The following is a 19225-nucleotide window of genomic DNA, read 5'->3' as shown; positions in this document are numbered from 1 at the left end:
TCAGTTCTCCAGTACCCGTGAAGTATCGACCGTCGCTTCGTGATACAGCCGCAATGCCTCGCGCACTTGCTCGGCGCTTTCCAGGCCCAGCACTTGCTGGGCGATGGCCTGGCAGTCCACCAGATCCACTTCGCGAACCGCCGCTTTGATCGCTGGAATCAACGGCACGCTCACCGACAGTTCATCCACCCCCAATCCCAGCAGTAGCGGCACCGCCAGCGTCTCGGACGCCATGGCGCCACACACGCCGACCCATTTGCCATGGGCGTGGGCGGCCTTCACGGTGCTGGCAATCAAACGCAGCACCGACGGATGAAAGCTGTCGGCCTGACTGGCCAGGCGCGGGTGATCGCGGTCCATGGCCAGGGTGTATTGGGTCAGGTCGTTGGTACCGATCGAGAAGAAATCCACCTCCGGCGCAAACAGATCGGCCATCAGGGCTGCTGCCGGCACTTCGATCATGATCCCCAGTTTTGGCAACTCAGTTAGGCCCAATGCCAACGCCTCCTCCTCAAGCATCTGTCGCGCCCGTCGCAACTCCGACAGCTGCGCGACCATGGGCAGCATGATGTGCAGACGGGCCAGCCCGGCGCTGCTCAGGATCGCTTTGAACTGATCGCGCAACAGCTGCGGGCGCTCCAGACACAAACGAATTCCGCGCATACCGAGGAAAGGATTGGTTTCTCTGTCCATCGGCACATAGGCAAGGGGTTTGTCACCGCCGACATCCAGTGTGCGCACCACCAGATTACGCGCCGGCCCGAGCGCCCTGGCGATGGCGCTGTAGGTTGATGTTTGCTCGTCATGGCTCGGCGCATGATTGCGATCCAGATAAAGAAATTCCGAACGCAGCAAACCGACGCCCTCGCCTCCCAGTGCCATGGCCTGCTCCGCTTCCGCCAGCGAGGCGATATTGGCCGTCACTTCAAAATGGTGACCATCGCGGGTACAAGCCGCCAGCGCAGCGTGCGCCAGGTCATGTTGATGGCGCTTCTGCTGGCGCTGACGATTGGCTTGCAGCTGCTCGATGGCCGCCAGATCCGGGTCCAGATGCAGCTCGCCCTTGTCGGCGTCGAGCAACACTTGAGTGCCGTTGGCCAGCCCCAGCACCTGAACGGGCAACCCGCAGATCGCCGGCAAACCGGACGCCCGAGCGAGGATCGCGACGTGGCTGGTAGCGCCGCCACCGACCGTGGCGAAACCCAGTACCTTGCGGGTATCGAGCCCGGCGGTCTGTGACGGCGTCAGTTGTTCGGCGATCAGGATCGCCCCTTCCGGCAGCTCCATCGCCTGATCCTGTACGCCGAGGATCAGCTTGAGCACTCGCTGGCCGACATCGGCCAGATCCGCCGCCCGCTCTGCCAGCAAGGCATTGCCCAGGCTTTTGAACAAGGTTGCTGCCGACTCGGTGGCCGCGCGCCAGGCGAACCCGGCGCTTTTGCCTTCGTCGATCAGCACGTGAGTCACTTCCAACAAACCCGGGTCTTCGAGCAGTTCCTGGTGAGCCTTGAAGATGTCTGCCTGCGCGCCGCCAATGGCGTTGTCACGCAATTGTTGCAGGGCCAGCAGCGCCTCGGCCAAGCCGCGGGACAGATGATCGCGTTCAACCTGCGGTGTGGCGCCGAGTTCATTCACTTCCAGGTTTTGTTCGGCTATCTGCACCACTTGGCCAAACGCCGATCCGGCCGATGCGCAAACCCCACGCAACACCGTCAGCGATGAGGCCTCAATCGCCTTCGCCTCAACCTGCGCCGAGGTCGCCACCGCTTCACCGCATCCACTCACCAGCAGTTCGGCCAGCGTCTTGATCGCCGCTTCAGCATCCGGGCCGGCCGCGCTGACTTGCACAATGTCACCGTGAGCCGTTTGCAACGCCATGATTGCCACCAGGGATTTCGCGCTCGCACTTTCCTGGTGTTTATGCAAGTAAATACTCGCTGAAAAACCTTTCGCCGCCTGGGCGAACACCGCTGCCGGTCGAGCGTGTAAACCGTTCGGATTGGCGAGTGTCACCGGTTTTGAAAACAGTGCTTCGCCCTCTTCCTTCACCGACTCATCCGTTGTCTGCTCGATGGGATTCAAGCTCAGTAGCGGCTGGCCACTGTCTACCAAACCCGTTTCCGGCGTCAGCCAAGTGAAGGGCTCGCCGCTGACCACCAGCATCAACGTCAGCAGGCTGCGGGCATTCAATGCAACAAAATCGGCATCGATCTCGATCAGCGACTGCCCAACGTCAACCTGCTGGCCCTCCTCCACCAACCGCGTGAACCCCTTCCCGGCCAGGTTCACCGTGTCGAGGCCTATGTGCATCAACACCTGCACACCATTTTCGCCGGTGATGCTGATCGCATGCCCGCTGGCCTGCACATTGCTGACAACCCCTGCCAGCGGCGCGCACAGCGTCGTTGAAGTCGGATCGATGCACAGGCCATCGCCGATCACGCGGCTGGAAAACACCGGATCGGGCACAAGGTCCAGTGGCATCAATACGCCGGACAGGGGCGCGTGCAATTGCAATTGTTGGGGTGTGGCCATGACGTCACCTGCTGTTTTGTTCTTTGAAGTGCCGATGGAGCGCGAGGCTCCGACAGCATCGCTTATTTCCACCAGTACTCGACCTGCAATCCGACATTCGAACCGTGCCGCGCCGTGCCAAAGGCGCCGGTGTCGGACAACGCCGAACCCTTCGCCAGTTCATTGGCCGCCCGTTTGGCCGCCTCGTTCCAGCTCGCATAGGTGTAATACAAACGCACCTCGGGTCGTGCCCAGAATTCCGGACCTTTGGGCGACCAGGTCGGGGCGAAGGTGAACTTGCTCAGCTTGCGCGTACCGCCCGTGGCTTCGACCTGATCGTGACCCAGTTCGGTCACCAGTTTGAACTGCTCGGTGATCGCAAAAGCCGGGCGAACGCCCAGGGAAATCCAGTTCTGGTCAGCGCCGTCCGGGCGAACATCCTTCTGGTAAACCGCCTCGACCTGCCCGCCAAATCGTGGCGTCACTTGCCAGTCGAAGAACTCCACCACCCGGTAACTTTTGTTGCTGTCGTCCAGTTTCACGTTACCGGTATAGCCCAACCCGGTACCGGGACCTTCGCCGTACTGGAAAACCAGTTTGTTCTTGCCGCCCAAAAAGCCTTTCTGCACATGCTGGGTGGTGATCGCCCAGCCACGGTGAGCGTCGCGGCTGTCAGGTTTGTCGATGTAGCTCAGGCCTAACTCCAGTTCACCTCCGGGGTTGGTGTTGAAGCCGGCGACGTTGAAGTCATGACGGTTGATGTAGTCCTTCTGGTACAGGTTGTCCTTGCGCGAGAAGGCGTAGCTGTATTTCAGATCGCCGATCAGCACGTCCTCGATACCGCCGCCGGTGGCGCTCTGGTTCCAATAGTAGAAGTCGGAAATGTGAATATCGTTCCGCTTGTAGTAACGCCGGCCAGCCCACAGCGAACCGCCGTTGAGGCTTGGCATGTTCGACCATTGCGCGTACGCCTGCGGCAGGCGCACCGAGCCGTTGTCACCATTGAAGGTCAGGTCCTTGTCGTACTGGTTGTACAACGAAGCCATGCCGTCGACGCTCAGCACCGAACCGTCATCCAGGGTGTAAAGATCCTGGCGCAATTCCAGTTCGGCGTACTGCTCACATTCGTTGCCCAAGCGGTATTTGGTCTGCGCGCCCGGCAGTTGAAAACACTGCTGTTTACCGCTGTTGACCGAGGTCCCGACGCCGCTGCGCAAGTATCCGGCGAACTCCAGCGCCTGGGCCGAAAGAGGCAAAGCCAGGCACACGCCCGCCACTACAAGGCTGCGATTTATTGTTGTTTTCAAGAGCTACCCCATTATTTTTATTGTGTGCAACGGCAAAATCGGCGCGCAAAACTCCCCCGCGCAGCGTTCTGCGTGTTGTTTTAAAACAGTGTTTTTTAGTGGTTGGTCAGGTGCAGAGCGAACGACTCAAAGGGCCGTAAAAACACCTGCCAATTGCGCGGCGGACAGTCCGGATAGTTGCTGATCACCAACCGCTGCGTCATCGCTTCGCTGATCACTTCATCCGGCAACACGACTTCACAGGTTGTGCCGTAGAAGTTATTCAGCACCAGCAAACGCTCGCCCCTGCCTTCACGCACATACGCCCAAATTTGCGTGTGCTCGGGCAGCAACTGCCGGTACACACCGTCGGACATCAGCGCTTCGCTGCGGCGCAAGGCAATCAGCTGGCGGTAGTGATGAAGAACCGAATCAGGGTCATCGAGTTGGGCGGCGACGTTGATCTGCGCAGCGTTGGCCGGCACCCCGATCCACGGCTCACCAGCGCTGAAACCGGCATTAGGCCCGGCATTCCAGTGCATCGGCGTACGGCCGTTGTCCCGGGACTTCTGCATGATCGCCGCCATGTTGTCGGCGTCGCTCGCACCCGCCTCGCGCTTGAGCCGGAAGATGTTCAGCGTCTCGACATCGCGGTACTGATCGATGTGATCGAAGCCCGGATTGGTCATGCCCAGTTCCTCGCCCTGGTACACGAACGGCGTGCCCTGGAGGAAATGCAGCGCCGTGCCGAGCATCTTCGCCGAGAGCACCCGATATTCGCCGTCATGACCAAAACGCGAGACCACCCGTGGCTGGTCATGGTTACACCAGAACAGCGCATTCCAGCCACCGCCGGCCTGCATGCCGGTTTGCCAATCGGAGAGAATGCGCTTGAGTTCGAGGAAGTCGAAATCGGCACGAATCCACTTCTGCAGGTTCGGGTAATCGACCTTCAGGTGATGGAAGTTGAAGGTCATCGACAGCTCTTTCGAGTCCGGTCGCGAGTAGCGGATGCAGTGTTCCAGGCTGGTGGAGGACATCTCGCCGACGTTGATCAGGTCATGACCTTCGAACACTTCGCGGTGCATTTGCTGCAAGTATTCGTGGACGTTCGGGCCATCGGTGTAGAAACGTCGACCGTCGGTGTTGTCCTCGGGGAAGTCCGCCGGTTTGGAGATCAGGTTGATGACGTCCAGACGGAACCCGCCTACGCCCTTGTCGCGCCAGAAACGCATCATCTTGAAGACTTCGGCACGCACCTGTGGGTTATCCCAGTTCAGGTCGGCCTGAGTGTGATCGAACAGGTGCAGGAAATACTGACCGGTCTGGGCTTCGTACTCCCACGCAGAGCCACCGAACTTGGATTCCCAGTTGTTTGGCTGGTCGCGCCAGATATAGAAATCCCGGTACGGGTTGTCGAGGCTGCTGCGGGCCTGCTGGAACCAGGTGTGCTCGACGGAGGTGTGGTTGACCACGATATCGAGCATCAACTTGATCCCGCGCTTGCCGGCCTCGGCGATCAGCAACTCACAATCGGCCATGGTCCCGTAACTCGGGTCAATGGCGTAGTAATCACTGATGTCGTAGCCGTTGTCGCGCTGGGGCGAGCGCAGGAACGGCGTGATCCACAGGCAATCGACACCCAGCCAGTGCAGGTAATCAAGCTTGGCCACAACGCCAAGCAAATCACCCGTGGGGTTGCCGGCGTGGCTGTGAAAACTCTTCGGGTAGATCTGGTAGATCACCGAACGTTGCCAGTCTTGCATGGCGGATTCCTTCAGTAAGTTTTTTACAGGCCTTGAGGGCCCTTTCGCGAGCAAGCTCGCTCCCACATTGGAATGCGATCAACTGTGGGAGCGAGCTTGCTCGCGATAGCGATTTGTCAGGCGACCCGATACCCGGGCCGAACAATCTTCATGCTCAATCCGCAGGTCAGAACAAACGGCACGACCATGGCAATGACCATTCCGATCACGAACATCGGAATGAACTGCGGAATGATCGAGATAAAACCGGGCAAGCCACCGACGCCGATCGCCGAGGCCTGGACCTTGTTCAGCGACAGGAAAATGCAGCCCATGGCCGAACCGATCAGGGCTGCGTAGAACGGAAATTTGTAGCGCAGGTTGACCCCGAACATGGCCGGTTCGGTGATGCCGAAGTACGCGGAAATCGCCGAGGTCGAGGCCATGCTTTTGTCCCGCACGTTACGGGTCATGTAGAACACCGCCAGTGCCGCACTGCCTTGGGCCAGGTTGGACATGACGATCATCGGCCAGATGAAGGTGCCGCCCTGGGTGGAGATCAGCTGCAAGTCGACCGCGAGAAACATGTGGTGCATGCCGGTGATCACCAGCGGCGCGTAAAGCAGACCGAAAATCGCTCCGCCGACCATCGGCGCCAGGTCGAACAGCATGACCACGCCTTCGGTGATGAGAATCCCCAGATGACGGGTCACCGGGCCGATCACTGCCAGCGCCAGCACGCCGGTCACAACGATGGTGGTGATCGGCACCACCAGCAATTGCACCGCGTTCGGCACCCGCGCCCGCAGCCATTTCTCGATGACGCTCATCACGTAGGCCGCCAGCAGGATCGGCAGGATCTGTCCCTGATAGCCAACCTTCTCGATCTGGAACAACCCGAGGATGTCGAAGTACGGCAGGCTCTGCCCGTCCAGCCCGGCCACCGCTTTGCCGTAGTTCCAGGCGTTGAGCAGATCGGGGTGAACGAGCATCAGGCCGAGCACGATGCCAAGGATTTCGCTGCCGCCAAACCGTTTGGCCGCCGACCAGCCCACCAGCGCCGGGAGGAACACAAACGAGGTATTGGCCATGAGGTTGATCAGGCTCCAGAGCCCGTCAAGCTTCGGATAGACGTCCAGCAGGGTCTGGCCCTCGATGAACATGCCCTTGGCGCCGATCAGGTTGTTGATGCCCATCAGCAGGCCGGCAATGATCAACGCCGGGAGGATTGGCATGAAGACGTCGGAAAACACCCGCACCAGACGCTGCATCGCGTTGATCTTGTCGGCGCTTTTTTGTTTAACGTCGGCGATGGTTGAAGCCGCGAGACCGGTTTGACGGCGCAGCTCTGCGTAAACCTTTTCGACTTCACCGGGACCAATAACCACCTGGAACAGGCCGCCGGTGAAGAACGAGCCTTTGACCAGATCGATCTGGTTCAGCGTGGCGCTGTCGACCAGGCTCGGGTCCTTGAGGGCCAGGCGCAGCCGTGTGACACAGTGCGCGGCCTGCTCGAGGTTGTCGCTGCCCCCAAGGCTTTGCAGCAGCTCGCTGGCGATATTCGGATAGTCGTGGCTCATGCTTGTTCTTCCGCTGTAGTTTTTTGTTTTTGGCAGCACGCCGAAGCGAAAAGTACTCGTCTGTACGAGTTAAAGCAACAACTCGTACAGACGAGTTTGATTTTGTTTATCCTGACCCGACAGGCGGCGATTTTTCCTACCTCAAAAGTCAAAGAAACTTAACGCCGCATGGACAAACCCCTACCCTGCCCTTAAGGTTCGAAACCTTGAGCACAGCGCGGTACAGAGCCATCCCCATGAGTAAATACAACCAGATCTACAGCGATCTGCTTGCCAGCATCACGACCGAACGTCTGGAACGCGGCGCCCGATTGCCTTCCGAAACCGAACTGATGGACAGCTACCAGGCCAGTCGCGGCACCGTGCGCAAGGCCATCGAGCAATTGCAGGAGCGCGGTTTCGCCCAGAAGGTCCACGGCAAAGGTACGTTCGTGCTGTCGACCAACCCGATCGAGTTCCAATTGGGTGGGATCGTCAGCTTTCAGGAAACGTATCCACGCCTGGGTAACGACGTCAGTACCGAGGTGGTCGAGTTCACTCAAATCCCCCTCGAAGGTCCATTGATCGAACACATCAAGGCTGAAGAAGGCAGCCTGATCACGCGGATCAAGCGAGTACGGCGGATCGACGGCAAACGCGTGATCCTGGACATCAACCATTTCGTCAGCGACGTGATCCCCGGCCTGTCCCGCGACATCGCCGAGCAATCGATCTACGCCTTTATCGAGCAGACCCTGCAACTGCAAATCGCCTACGCCCAGCGCACCATCGAAGCCGTGCCCCGGAGCAAGGACGACCAGCAACACCTGGACCTCGACGGCCAGAGTCATGTGATCGTGGTCAGTAACCAGACGTTTTTGCAGGATGGTCGGCAGTTCGAGTACACCGAGTCGCGGCACACCCTGGACAAGTTTTACTTTTCTGACATTGCACGGCGCTGAGCCTGATTCTGGTACTTGCCATCTCCTACGTATTCCGTCAGCAACTGACCACCGCCAGCTACCCAGTGCCTTACAGATGGAACCGATGCCCCTTGAGATAGTGAGCGCCCCAAAGCGACCTCTCAAGGAGAGCATCATGGACGATACTCAAAACACGCCCCTGCCCAACGCCGCCGATGCCTTGGCACTCAAGGCCCTGATCCCCGATCTGATTGCCGATTGTCCCGATATGTACGCCATGGCGTATCAGGTCGCCAAAGATATTCTGCTCCAGCACAACATCACCGACATCGAGCCCGACAAGGTCTACTGGCACCGATTCCGCGCCGCGCAAAGCAGCTCGAGGACCTTCACCGGTTGGCAACACGTGTTTGAAAAACCCAGGGAGTCGATGACCTTCCCGCAACTGGTCATGCAGCGTTTCAGTGTGCACGACCAGGACAACGCCGACCTGCTGGACGCTGACAGCGGTTTCTACCGTGCCGACGGCAATGCCGGAAACTACGATGAAACCAACGAGATTCGCTTGTATGCCAGGGATGCGCTGAAAGCCTTCTGGGACATCAACTTCAGCGACCGCTACAAGACCGCCATCGCGACGTTCTGGGAAAAGCATGGCGCCAACTTCCGCGCGTTGGCCAAGTGCACTTTCATCGCCAAGGCGATTGAAGACTATGAAAACGGGCACTTGACCCCTGAGCAATTCACGCTGGTACTGCGCGCCGTCGCCAACAATGTGAGCCGACCACTCACCCGGCAAATGCTGATGGACGAGGCACCAACGGGTAGCGGTTTATCCATTCGGAAATTTTGTGTTGATCAATTCGTGTCGACGGACATCCTCAGCATCACTGACGACAGTGACCTGAACATTCTCTACGTTCCAGGCGAACCCAGAGGTTTTCACTGCTTTAACAAGGTCGAGGAGTTACACGAATGGCTGGCCAATGAGGTCAAAGATGCCGAAGGCCGCGAACGCCTGCTCATGCACTTCAAACAGGAAGAGCGGGACATTCTTCAGGAAAAGCCCACTTCGCTGGGACACAAACTCGCCAAATTCACCGGTATTGGCTTGATCATCCACGCGTTTGAGGAGACAGAAACTGAAAACATCGGCCTCACCCATGCCTATGAAGTTTTACCCGGCGAATATGAAGTCGCGGACCATCATTTGCTCCACTACCGTGGCGAGAAAATTGCCGGTGATGCGTTCACCCATCTGAGCCAGTCCACCCATGAGCGCATGCTCAGCGACGCGAACTTCCTGCTGCACTCCAACGGCGACATCAGAAAAAAGCTGTGGATCGGCTATCTCAATGCCTTCAACCACACCTTCGGGCCGATGGCCGCCCTCGCATGGCCGGCAGCGCTGGTTGTCATCGGCGCCGGAATCGCCAATGTCGGGCTGCAAATCGACCAGGCCATCAACGGCACTACTCCAATGGAACGCAAGGCGGCTGTCACTGCCGCCATTCTGGGCAGCGTGAATACCTTGTTCAATCTGCCGTTTTTGCGCGGTGCAGCAGAGCTTGCGCAGGCCGCCGAATTCGCAGAGACAGCAGAGGCAGAAGAGATGCTCACCTCCGAACAGGAGACGGAGACAGCCATGGCGACGCCCCCCAACCTCCCCGTCGAACCCGTCGCTGCTGGCCCGACCGACACCCAGATACTGGGTCCATTTGAAACCAATGAGGTGCTCGACGGCGAATCTGCGGTCAGTACCGAAGGTAAGTTCAAGGGCATTTATCAACCCACGGCCGGGGGTAACTACATCACCTTTAATGACAGTTACTACCTGGTGCGATACAGCAACGAACTGAAGACTTGGGTAATCATTGACCCGGTCAACCCTTACTCTTTCTACCGCAACATACCCGTGCGCCTGAACGAAGCCGGTGAATGGATCCCCGTTACACGCCCCGGTCTGGCCGGTGGTGGCTGGTTTACCGAATTGTTTTCCAGAGCCGAGCCGCCACTCCCGGATTTCGATGCTCCGGCGACTGCATACGATGTTCCACAGGACATCAAGCCCGCCCTCAAACGTGCGGCCAACGGGACGGCCATGAAAGGGGATTTGAAGGACGGCTTTGTCAATCCAGACAGTACGGACGATGAACTGGAAGCCTTCAAAAGACTGCGCCGAACGCTGCACGCCGACGCCGTGAGCTTCTATTCGCTACCGCAACCACAACTGCCACCCAGGCCAAACATTCCATCCTTCCTCCCGAATGCAAAGTTCAAGGACATCATCAAGACCCTTTTCAAGCGGTCACAGAGCCTGGTCATCGGCGAAAGTCACTCCAGCGTGGGCAGCAAACAGTTTCTGGTCGAAAACATGAGCCTGCTGCGCAAACAAAAGGTCAAAACCCTGTACATGGAGCATCTGCTGACTGATTTCCATCAGGCCGACCTGGACGTTTTCAACCGCACCGGTGTGATGTCCGAGGACCTGGAAAGCTACCTCAAGGACCTTGACGCAGGTTTTTCGACTGACCCCAGCGAACAATTCACCTTTGAGCAGGTGGTCAGGACAGCGCAAAAAAACAACATACGCGTTCAGGCCATCGACTGCCTGGCCAGTTACCGCAGCACCGGTATTGCAGGGGCAGGTATTAATTTTCGGCAAAAAATGATGAATTTTTTCGCCCGCCAAGTCATCGGCGCCGACCAGACGGCCAGAGGCGCGCATCGCTGGGTGGCGTTGGTCGGGAACAGCCACGCCAATACCTATGCTGGCGTGGCGGGTGTCAGTGAGCTTGAAGGCAGCATCGGGCTGCGTATTGAAAGCGTGGGCCCGGACGAGTTCGGCGGTATCAAGGTCGACCCTGGGGTGGCCGACGAGCCGCGCCCGGGGCACGCGGCCCGTTTTGCCAAAAATGACTTATTGCTGCAAATCCCGACGCCGAAAAGCGTGATCCTGGCGCAAAGGCTGGAGGATGGCCTGCCCAGGCCGGGCACGTACACCCTCAGCACCAGCACCGGTGAACCCTTTCTGGTTCACCGCAGCAGAACCCTCACCAACAGAGTCATCACCAGTAACGGCATCATCACCCTTGGCAAACTCGTTCGAACGCCCATCAAGCATGATGCAGATGGGTACTACGTCGAACGGGATGCCTGGCAGATCAACGGTCGACGCTTTCAAACCACCGACGCCTTGAGTTCAGCGCTGCACAGAATGGGCATGACCCCCGTCCGACTACCCGGCGTCTAAAACGCAAAAAGGCCGTGTGAACAGTGTTCACACGGCCTTTTCAGTTACCTGCGATCAAGCCATCAAGGCTAGCGCGGGATTATTCCCACTCAATCGTCGCTGGCGGCTTGCTCGACACGTCGTAGGTGACGCGGGAGATGCCTTCGATTTCGTTGATGATCCGGCCGCTGACGGTTTCCAGCAGTTCGTAAGGCAGGTGCGCCCAACGAGCGGTCATGAAGTCGATGGTTTCCACGGCACGCAGGGCAACCACCCAAGCGTAACGACGGCCATCGCCGACAACGCCAACCGATTTCACCGGCTGGAACACCACGAATGCCTGGCTGACCTTGTGGTACCAGTCGGCCTTGCGCAGTTCTTCGATGAAGATGTGGTCGGCGCGACGCAGCAGGTCGGCGTATTCCTTCTTCACTTCACCGAGGATCCGCACGCCCAGGCCCGGGCCCGGGAACGGGTGGCGGTAGACCATGTCGTACGGCAGACCCAGTTCCAGGCCCAGACGACGGACTTCGTCCTTGAACAGCTCGCGCAGGGGTTCAACCAGCTTGAGGTTCATTTCTTCCGGCAGGCCACCCACGTTGTGGTGCGACTTGATCACGTGAGCCTTGCCGCTTTTGGCGCCAGCCGACTCGATCACGTCCGGGTAGATGGTGCCTTGGGCCAGGTACTTGATGTTGTCCAGCTTGCAGGATTCGGCGTCAAACACGTCGATGAACGTACGGCCGATGATCTTGCGCTTCTTCTCGGGGTCCGACTCGCCTGCCAGGTTATCGAGGAACTGGTCGGCAGCATTGGCGCGAATCACCTTGACGCCCATGTTCTCAGCAAACATGGCCATCACTTGCTCGCCTTCGTGCAGACGCAGCAGGCCGTTGTCGACGAAGACGCAGGTCAACTGGTCGCCGATGGCTTTGTGCAGCAGCGCGGCAACCACCGAGGAGTCCACACCGCCGGACAGGCCGAGCAGCACGTTGTCAGTACCGACCTGGGCGCGAATGTTGGCGATGGCGTCTTCAGCAATCTTCGAAGGCGTCCACAAGGCTTCGCAGCCGCAGATGTCGAGGATAAAGCGCGAGAGGATGCGACCGCCCTGCTTGGTGTGGGTCACTTCCGGATGGAACTGCACGCCGTAGTAGCCACGAGCATCGTCGAACATGCCAGCGATCGGGCAGCTTGGGGTGCTGGCCAGGATGTGGAATTCCTGCGGCATCTTGGTGACTTTGTCACCGTGGCTCATCCACACGTCGAGGCCGAACAGGCCGTCGGCGTCGATGTGGTCTTCGATGCCGTCGAGCAGACGGCTCTTGCCGACCACGTCGACACGGGCGTAACCGAACTCACGCAGTTCGGAACCTTCAACCTTGCCACCCAGCTGTTCAGCCATGGTCTGCATGCCGTAGCAGATACCGAAGACCGGTACGCCCAGGTCAAACACCGCTTGCGGGCAGCGCGGGCTGTCGGCTACGTGCACGGACTCGGGGCCGCCGGCGAGAATGACGCCTTTTGGAGCGAATTCGCGAATCGCGTCTTCATCCATATCGAACGGATGCAGTTCGCAGTACACGCCGATTTCACGCACGCGGCGGGCAATCAGCTGGGTGTACTGGGAACCGAAGTCGAGGATCAGGATGCGGTGAGCGTGAATGTCGAGGGCCATGATTCAGTCTCGTCTAAGTAATTCAGAAACAGTCGTGATTCAGAAACAACTCGGGGCTGAATAAAACAGCCCCGGTTACTTAACTTTTTGCTGGAAGGCTCAACCTACGCGGTAGTTTGGCGCTTCTTTGGTGATTTGCACGTCGTGAACATGGGATTCGGCCATGCCAGCGCCGGTGATCCGCACGAACTCAGGCTTGGTGCGCATTTCTTCGATGTCGGCACTGCCGGTGTAACCCATCGAGGAACGCAGGCCGCCCATCAGTTGATGGATGATGGCGCTCAGGGTGCCCTTGTAAGGAACACGCCCTTCGATACCTTCAGGTACAAGCTTCTCGGCGCCTGCCGAGGAGTCCTGGAAATAACGGTCGGAGGAGCCTTGAGCCTGGGACATGGCGCCCAGCGAGCCCATGCCGCGGTAAGCCTTGTACGAACGACCCTGGAACAGTTCGATCTCGCCCGGCGCTTCTTCAGTACCGGCGAACATCGAGCCCATCATCACGCAGGAAGCACCGGCAACGATGGCCTTGGACAGGTCACCGGAGAAACGGATGCCGCCGTCGGCGATCAACGGAACGCCAGTGCCTTCAAGGGCAGCGGCGACGTTGGCGATGGCGCTGATTTGCGGGACGCCGACACCGGCGACGATGCGGGTGGTGCAGATCGAGCCCGGGCCGATACCGACCTTGACTGCATCGGCGCCTGCTTCGGCCAAAGCCTTGGCGGCAGCGCCGGTGGCGATGTTGCCACCGATGACCTGCACTTCAGGGAAATTCTGTTTGACCCAGCGAACGCGGTCGATCACACCTTTGGAGTGACCGTGAGCGGTGTCGACCACCACCACGTCAACGCCGGCATTGACCAGGGCAGCTACGCGATCACCGGTGTCTTTACCGGTACCGACAGCAGCGCCAACACGCAGACGACCTTGGTCGTCCTTGCTGGCCAGCGGGTATGCCTTGGCTTTTTCGATGTCGTTGACGGTCATCATGCCTTTGAGGGCGAATTTGTCGTCGACGATCAGAACGCGTTCGATACGGTTTTTGTGCAACAACTCGCGGACGTCGTTCTTGTCGGCGCCTTCCTTGACCGTGACCAGACGCTCTTTAGGCGTCATCACTTCACGGACAGTGGCTTCCAGACGGTTTTCGAAGCGCACGTCACGGGAAGTGACGATACCGACCAGGTCGCCATCGTGCAGCACGGGAACGCCGGAAATGTTGTGCAGGCGGGTCAGTTCGAACAGTTCACGAACCGTGGCGTCAGCCTCGATAGTGATCGGGTCCTTGACCACGCCGGCCTCATAACGCTTGACCTTGCGCACTTCGGCAGCTTGCTGCTCGATGGTCATGTTCTTGTGGATAATGCCGATGCCACCTTCCTGAGCCATGGCAATTGCCAGACGGGCTTCAGTAACGGTGTCCATGGCGGCAGAAACCAGAGGAATATTCAGCTCGATGCCACGGGTTAGGCGGGTCTTGAGACTGACTTCGTTAGGAAGCACCTCGGAATAACCAGGCACTAGGAGAATGTCGTCGAATGTCAGAGCTTCTTGGCTGATACGCAGCATCGCGGGGGCTCCCGAGCGGGAAAATGGAAGCGCGCCATTATAGTCAGACACCCCCTCGGGTTCAATGTAAAACTCTGTCTATTATTAGCATTACTGATATACGGGGGTTATTGCCGCGTAGGAGCTGCCGAAGGCTGCGATCTTTTGATCTTGATTTTCGGCGAGGCTAAAGATCGCAGCCTTCGGCAACTCCTACACGGGTATCGCATTCACAGTTCGACTTTCACCCAACTGATAGGCTGATCAAGCCAATCGGCAAATTCGTCGATAAAGCTCTGCTTGAACCCGGCCTCGGCCCAGTTGTTGAAGATAAAGCCCAGGTTGGAAAAGCCGCATTCCTGCAGGAAAAGAAACCCATTGATGTCATCTTCATGCCCGCACTCCGGACAAGTGAAGTTATCGGTGCGCCCCGGCATCCAGTCTTCCAGGCTGTCGAACAGCGCTTCGCCGACTTCCTTGCGGCACTCGGCGCAGCCCGCCTCTTCAAGGAAACCCTTGGCCGGCGTATAGATGCAGCGCTTGGTGATGATCTCCAGGCCATTGATCGGTTCGCCGAACGGCAGCGCTTCAGGATGCAGCACTACAGCGCGGGCACCGTCGCCGATGGCATGAGCCATGCGGTTGCCAGTGCGGCCGCAGGTGGTCAGTTCTTCTTTAATGATGTTCTTGCGCACCAGCCAACGCACGACCGCCCGGGCCCGGGGTTCGTGCACCGGCAGTGTGGAGATTTTCGGGACAATAATGCTTTGCGAATTCATGGCACAGCCCTGCAAATCCTGAGTGATCACCCTTGTGGGAGCGAGCTTGCTCGCGATGGCAATCTTTCAGTCAACGATGATATCGACTGCCAGTTCGCTATCGCGAGCAAGCTCGCTCCCACAGGGTTTGCGGCCGGCAGCTTAATCCCTGACACACTCAGGTCAAGCACTCAAATAACGTCCGATCAAGGCAATTCCGCTGGCCAACACCAACCAGGTCACCAGCCGCACAAACGCCTCGCGGGACAATCTCATGGTCAACCGCCGGCCGATCCACAGCCCCAATGTCATGGCCGGCAATAAACACAGCGCCAATACCAACAAGGGTAGCTCGGCATACACACCCGCGACAGCAAACAGGCTCAAGCGCACCACGGTGCTGCAACTGATCAGCGCACTCTGGGTCGCCCGGGCTGCCTCTTTGGGCAGGCGACTGTTCAAATAGATCGCATATAAAAAGCCGCCACTGCCAAACAATGCCCCGAACATCCCGCCCACCGTGCCCATCGGCACGGCCCAACCGGCGGACAATTGTGTCGGACGGGTTTTGACCCACAAGCTGTAAATCGCGTAGGTGCTGATAAACAGCCCCATCAACAGCAACAACACATCGGATTTCAGATTCAGTAGAAAAATAACCCCCAGCGTGCAGCCCACCGCCATGCACGGCAGCAGCCGCAACAACTCAGGCTTCGCCACATCCCGTCGCGAAGGCAGCAGATTGCCGAACGCCGCGACGAAATCCAGCAGCACCAATAGCGGCACGATTTTCGACAGCGGCATGAACAGGATCAATATCGGCCCCGCCACCAACGCAGTGCCGAAACCGGCAATACCGAACACGATGTAGGCCAGGGCAATGCCCAACGCGATTACCAGCCAATCCGTAGCGCCGAAGGGCCATTGGCTCAACAACTCAAGCACGTTCATCTGCACGTCTTCCCTGATTACCGTTGATCACCGTAGGAGCTGCCGCAGGCTGCGATCTTTTGATCTTAAAAATCAAGGTCAAAAGATCGCAGCCTTCGGCAGCTCCTACAAGTGTGCGGGGTGTCAGGTGGAACGCATTGCCTTTATCATGCGCCCCATGATTAAAGATCCCTTTGCAAGACTCGGCCTGGACCGTGAAGTACTGACTGTCAGCCAGCTCAACGGCCGCGCGCGGGTGTTGCTCGAAGACGTGTTCAGCAACATCTGGGTCGAAGGCGAAATCTCCAACCTCGCCCGTCCGGCGTCCGGTCATGTGTACTTCACCCTCAAGGACAGCGGTGCCCAGGTACGTTGCGCACTGTTCCGGCAGAACGCGGCGCGGGTGCGTCAGGCGTTGAAGGATGGCCTGGCGGTCAAGGTCCGCGGCAAGGTTTCGCTGTTCGAGGGCCGTGGCGACTATCAGTTGATCCTCGATACCGTGGAGCCGGCCGGTGACGGTGCGTTGCGTCTGGCCTTCGATGCGCTGAAGGAAAAACTCAGCGCCGAAGGCCTGTTCAGCGCCGAGCGCAAAGTACCGCTGCCGGCGCATCCGCAACGCATCGGCATCATCAGCTCGCCCACCGGCGCGGTGATCCGCGACATCATCAGCGTGTTCCGCCGCCGTGCGCCGCAGATCCAACTGACGTTGATCCCCACTGCCGTGCAGGGCCGCGAAGCCACTGCGCAGATTGTCCGCGCATTGAAACTGGCGGACGCCCGCGGTTTCGATGCGTTGATCCTGGCCCGTGGCGGCGGCTCGCTGGAAGACCTCTGGTGCTTCAACGAAGAAGCCGTGGCCCGCGCCGTGGATGCCTGCGTGACGCCGATTGTCAGCGCCGTCGGCCATGAAACCGACGTATCGATCAGCGACTTCGTGGCCGACGTCCGTGCCCCGACGCCGTCCGCCGCCGCCGAACTGCTCGCGCCGGATTCCAGTGACCTGGTCCGCCGGGTCGAAAGCCTGCATCGACGGCTGGTGATGCGTATCCGCGACCGCTTGATGCGTGATCGACTGCGCCTGGAAGGCATGTCCCGCCGCTTGCGCCATCCCGGCGAACGTCTGCGCCAGCAAGCGCAACGCCTGGATGATCTGGACATGCGCATGCGCCGCGCGTTCGAACGCAGCCTCAATACCCGTCGCGAACGGTTGATCCGTCTGGAAACCCGCCTCGCCGGGCAACATCCGGGACGGCAACTGGCGATGCTCCGTCAGCGCCTCGACAGCCTTGCCGAACGCCTGCCCCGTGCCATGCGCGAAGGGCTCAAATCCCGTCGCTTGCAATTGCAAAGCCAGGTGCAGACGCTGCATGTGGTCAGCCCTTTGGCGACCCTTGGCCGTGGCTACAGCATTTTGCTGGACGAACGCGGCAACGCGATCCGCAACGCCGCGCAAACCCACAACGGTCAGCGCCTGAAAGCCAGACTTGGCGAAGGCGAACTGCAAGTGCGGGTCGAAGACAATCACCTGACGCCTGTCACCCTTTCTTTACTGGATTGATCCATGCCGCGTTTTTTAGCTCCGCTGCTGTTGCTGTGCCTGACCTTCAATGCCCACGCCGACAGTTACATCACCCGCCTGTTGAACAAACCGGTGCCGGGCGGCGTGGCCGTGGTGGATCTGGGTGCCTCTGCGCAGGCGCCGAAGGCCAGTTATCAAGGCAAGCCCGTGTTGGTGGTCAAGGAACAGAACAACTGGCTGGCGATTGTCGGTGTGCCGCTGACGGTAAAACCGGGCACGCAGCAGGTCAGCAGTGACGGGCGGAATCTGAGTTTCACGGTCGGCAACAAGAAATACCCGGAACAGCACATCACGTTGAAGAACACACAGCAGGTCAATCCAAACCCGGAGAATCTCAAGCGCATCGAGGGTGAGTTGGCCGAACAGATCCAGGCTTACCGCCGCTTCAGCCCAAACACCCCGAGCAACCTGTTGCTGGACAAACCGGTCAACGGCCCGCTGTCGAGCAAGTTCGGCGTGCGCCGCTTCTTCAATGGTGAAGAGCGTAATCCTCACGCCGGCCTGGACTTCGCCGTGCCAGCCGGTACGCCGATCAAGACCCCGGCTGCCGGCAAGGTGATCCTGATCGGTAACTACTTTTTCAACGGCAACACGGTGTTTGTTGATCACGGACAGGGCTTTATCAGCATGTTCTGCCACATGTCGAAAATTGACGTGAAGGTGGGCCAGCAATTGGCCCGTGGTGGAGTGGTCGGGAAAGTCGGTTCCACCGGGCGCGCGACCGGGCCGCATATGCACTGGAACGTCAGCCTGAATGATGCGCGGGTGGATCCGGCTATTTTTATAGGTGCATTTCAACCTTGAATAGTTTTTGTGGCTGATGGCCTCTTCGCGAGCAGGCTCGCTCCCACAGTTGATCTACGGTGCGGCAAAGATTAAATGTGGGAGCGAGCCTGCTCGCGAAGGCGATATCACCGACGCCGCTTATTCCGCGTCCAGGTCCTCAATCCCATGGACTTCCCGGTCTGCCAGACAGTGTTTGACCCAGGCCTGCGTTTCCTCCGAGAAACCCGTCAATTCTTCAGGCGTGATCAGCTCGCGGGCACACAACCCCAGCAAGTGAGAGCGGGCCTCATGGCGTGAGAACCTGAAAACGCCAAACGCCCAATAAAGCTCTTTTTGCCCGTCCTTCAGCAGTTCTTCGCTGGCTTCTATCCGCTCATAAGGCACCAGGCTTTTATCCAGCACCGTACGCTCGACCTCCTCCATGATCCGCACGCACATTCGCTCATGGGCCAACGGACGCAGTGCGCTATAAAGCTTCCAATCCGACTCGTTCATTGCCGACTCCTGCCTGCCAGTAGTCCTTGGTGAGGCTTTAAGAATAGCCGCGCTGACACGCTCCATCTCGGAAAGCCTTCAATTGCGCATCGCTCAAACCTCGCGCAAACATAAAAACAATCACCACCGTTCACCGCAATAAAATCTCGATACCCATGACTTTTCGAGGATTCCTCTCAATTTTTTTCGACC

At 58.8% G+C, this 19225-nt stretch carries 13 protein-coding genes; 4 read left to right on the top strand and 9 right to left on the bottom strand.

Annotation, left to right across the window (positions count from 1 at the left end; genetic code table 11):
* The 4 genes from ptsP to treP form a co-directional block, all read right to left on the bottom strand.
* Entirely contained in the window at window positions 1–2535 is a 2535-nt protein-coding gene (gene ptsP, locus WLY71_RS11895; protein ID WP_347803690.1) for a phosphoenolpyruvate--protein phosphotransferase, read from the bottom strand.
* A gap of 62 nt (window positions 2536–2597) precedes the next feature.
* Window positions 2598–3821, bottom strand: a complete 1224-nt coding sequence (locus WLY71_RS11890) for a maltoporin (RefSeq protein WP_347803689.1) — start codon at window positions 3819–3821, stop codon at window positions 2598–2600.
* Between the two features lie 95 nt (window positions 3822–3916).
* Window positions 3917–5566, bottom strand: coding sequence for an alpha,alpha-phosphotrehalase (treC, locus tag WLY71_RS11885; protein WP_347803688.1), 1650 nt, complete (start codon window positions 5564–5566; stop codon window positions 3917–3919).
* Window positions 5567–5682: 116 nt separating this feature from the next.
* On the bottom strand, window positions 5683–7125 hold the full coding sequence (gene treP / locus WLY71_RS11880; RefSeq protein ID WP_347803687.1) for a PTS system trehalose-specific EIIBC component: 1443 nt from the start codon (window positions 7123–7125) through the stop codon (window positions 5683–5685).
* A gap of 236 nt (window positions 7126–7361) precedes the next feature.
* Here treP and treR point away from each other — a divergent pair, with 236 nt between their 5' ends.
* Window positions 7362–8066, top strand: coding sequence for a trehalose operon repressor (gene treR / locus WLY71_RS11875; RefSeq protein WP_347803686.1), 705 nt, complete (start codon window positions 7362–7364; stop codon window positions 8064–8066).
* Window positions 7990–11280 carry a membrane-targeted effector domain-containing toxin gene (locus WLY71_RS11870; protein ID WP_347803685.1) on the top strand — a complete coding sequence of 1097 codons (3291 nt, stop codon included), beginning with the start codon at window positions 7990–7992 and terminating at the stop codon, window positions 11278–11280. Before treR ends, WLY71_RS11870 begins: the two co-directional genes overlap by 77 nt.
* Window positions 11281–11359: 79 nt before the next feature.
* Here WLY71_RS11870 and guaA read toward each other — a convergent pair whose 3' ends face one another.
* The 4 genes from guaA to WLY71_RS11850 all read right to left on the bottom strand — a co-directional run bounded on the left by guaA (window position 11360) and on the right by WLY71_RS11850 (window position 16194).
* Window positions 11360–12937 (bottom strand): glutamine-hydrolyzing GMP synthase, encoded by a 1578-nt coding sequence (gene guaA / locus WLY71_RS11865; protein WP_347803684.1) that lies wholly within the window; start codon window positions 12935–12937, stop codon window positions 11360–11362.
* 99 nt (window positions 12938–13036) lie between these two features.
* Window positions 13037–14506: an IMP dehydrogenase gene (gene guaB, locus WLY71_RS11860; RefSeq protein ID WP_053123503.1), complete on the bottom strand. Its 1470-nt coding sequence runs from the start codon at window positions 14504–14506 to the stop codon at window positions 13037–13039.
* A gap of 209 nt (window positions 14507–14715) precedes the next feature.
* A complete protein-coding gene (locus tag WLY71_RS11855; RefSeq protein ID WP_347803683.1) occupies window positions 14716–15264 on the bottom strand; it encodes a sugar ABC transporter ATPase in 549 nt (182 codons plus the stop codon).
* Between the two features lie 162 nt (window positions 15265–15426).
* Complete coding sequence (locus tag WLY71_RS11850) at window positions 15427–16194, bottom strand: sulfite exporter TauE/SafE family protein (protein WP_347803682.1); 768 nt, start codon at window positions 16192–16194, stop codon at window positions 15427–15429.
* Window positions 16195–16351: 157 nt separating this feature from the next.
* On the opposite strand from WLY71_RS11850, the gene xseA reads away from it, so the two are divergent.
* Together xseA and WLY71_RS11840 are read left to right on the top strand one after the other, a co-directional pair.
* A complete protein-coding gene (gene xseA, locus WLY71_RS11845; protein WP_347803681.1) occupies window positions 16352–17731 on the top strand; it encodes an exodeoxyribonuclease VII large subunit in 1380 nt (459 codons plus the stop codon).
* Between the two features lie 3 nt (window positions 17732–17734).
* Window positions 17735–18556 carry a peptidoglycan DD-metalloendopeptidase family protein gene (locus tag WLY71_RS11840; protein WP_347803680.1) on the top strand — a complete coding sequence of 274 codons (822 nt, stop codon included), beginning with the start codon at window positions 17735–17737 and terminating at the stop codon, window positions 18554–18556.
* 120 nt (window positions 18557–18676) lie between these two features.
* Here the strand turns inward: WLY71_RS11840 and WLY71_RS11835 are convergent, their stop codons facing one another.
* Window positions 18677–19033 carry a hypothetical protein gene (locus tag WLY71_RS11835; RefSeq protein WP_347803679.1) on the bottom strand — a complete coding sequence of 119 codons (357 nt, stop codon included), beginning with the start codon at window positions 19031–19033 and terminating at the stop codon, window positions 18677–18679.
* Window positions 19034–19225 lie beyond the last annotated feature (192 nt).

Origin of the sequence: Pseudomonas rossensis, assembly GCF_039888995.1 — a bacterium.
Lineage (GTDB): Bacteria > Pseudomonadota > Gammaproteobacteria > Pseudomonadales > Pseudomonadaceae > Aquipseudomonas > Aquipseudomonas rossensis.
Note: the sequence above shows the minus strand (reverse complement) of the source record. Positions and strands in the feature narration are given on the sequence as shown.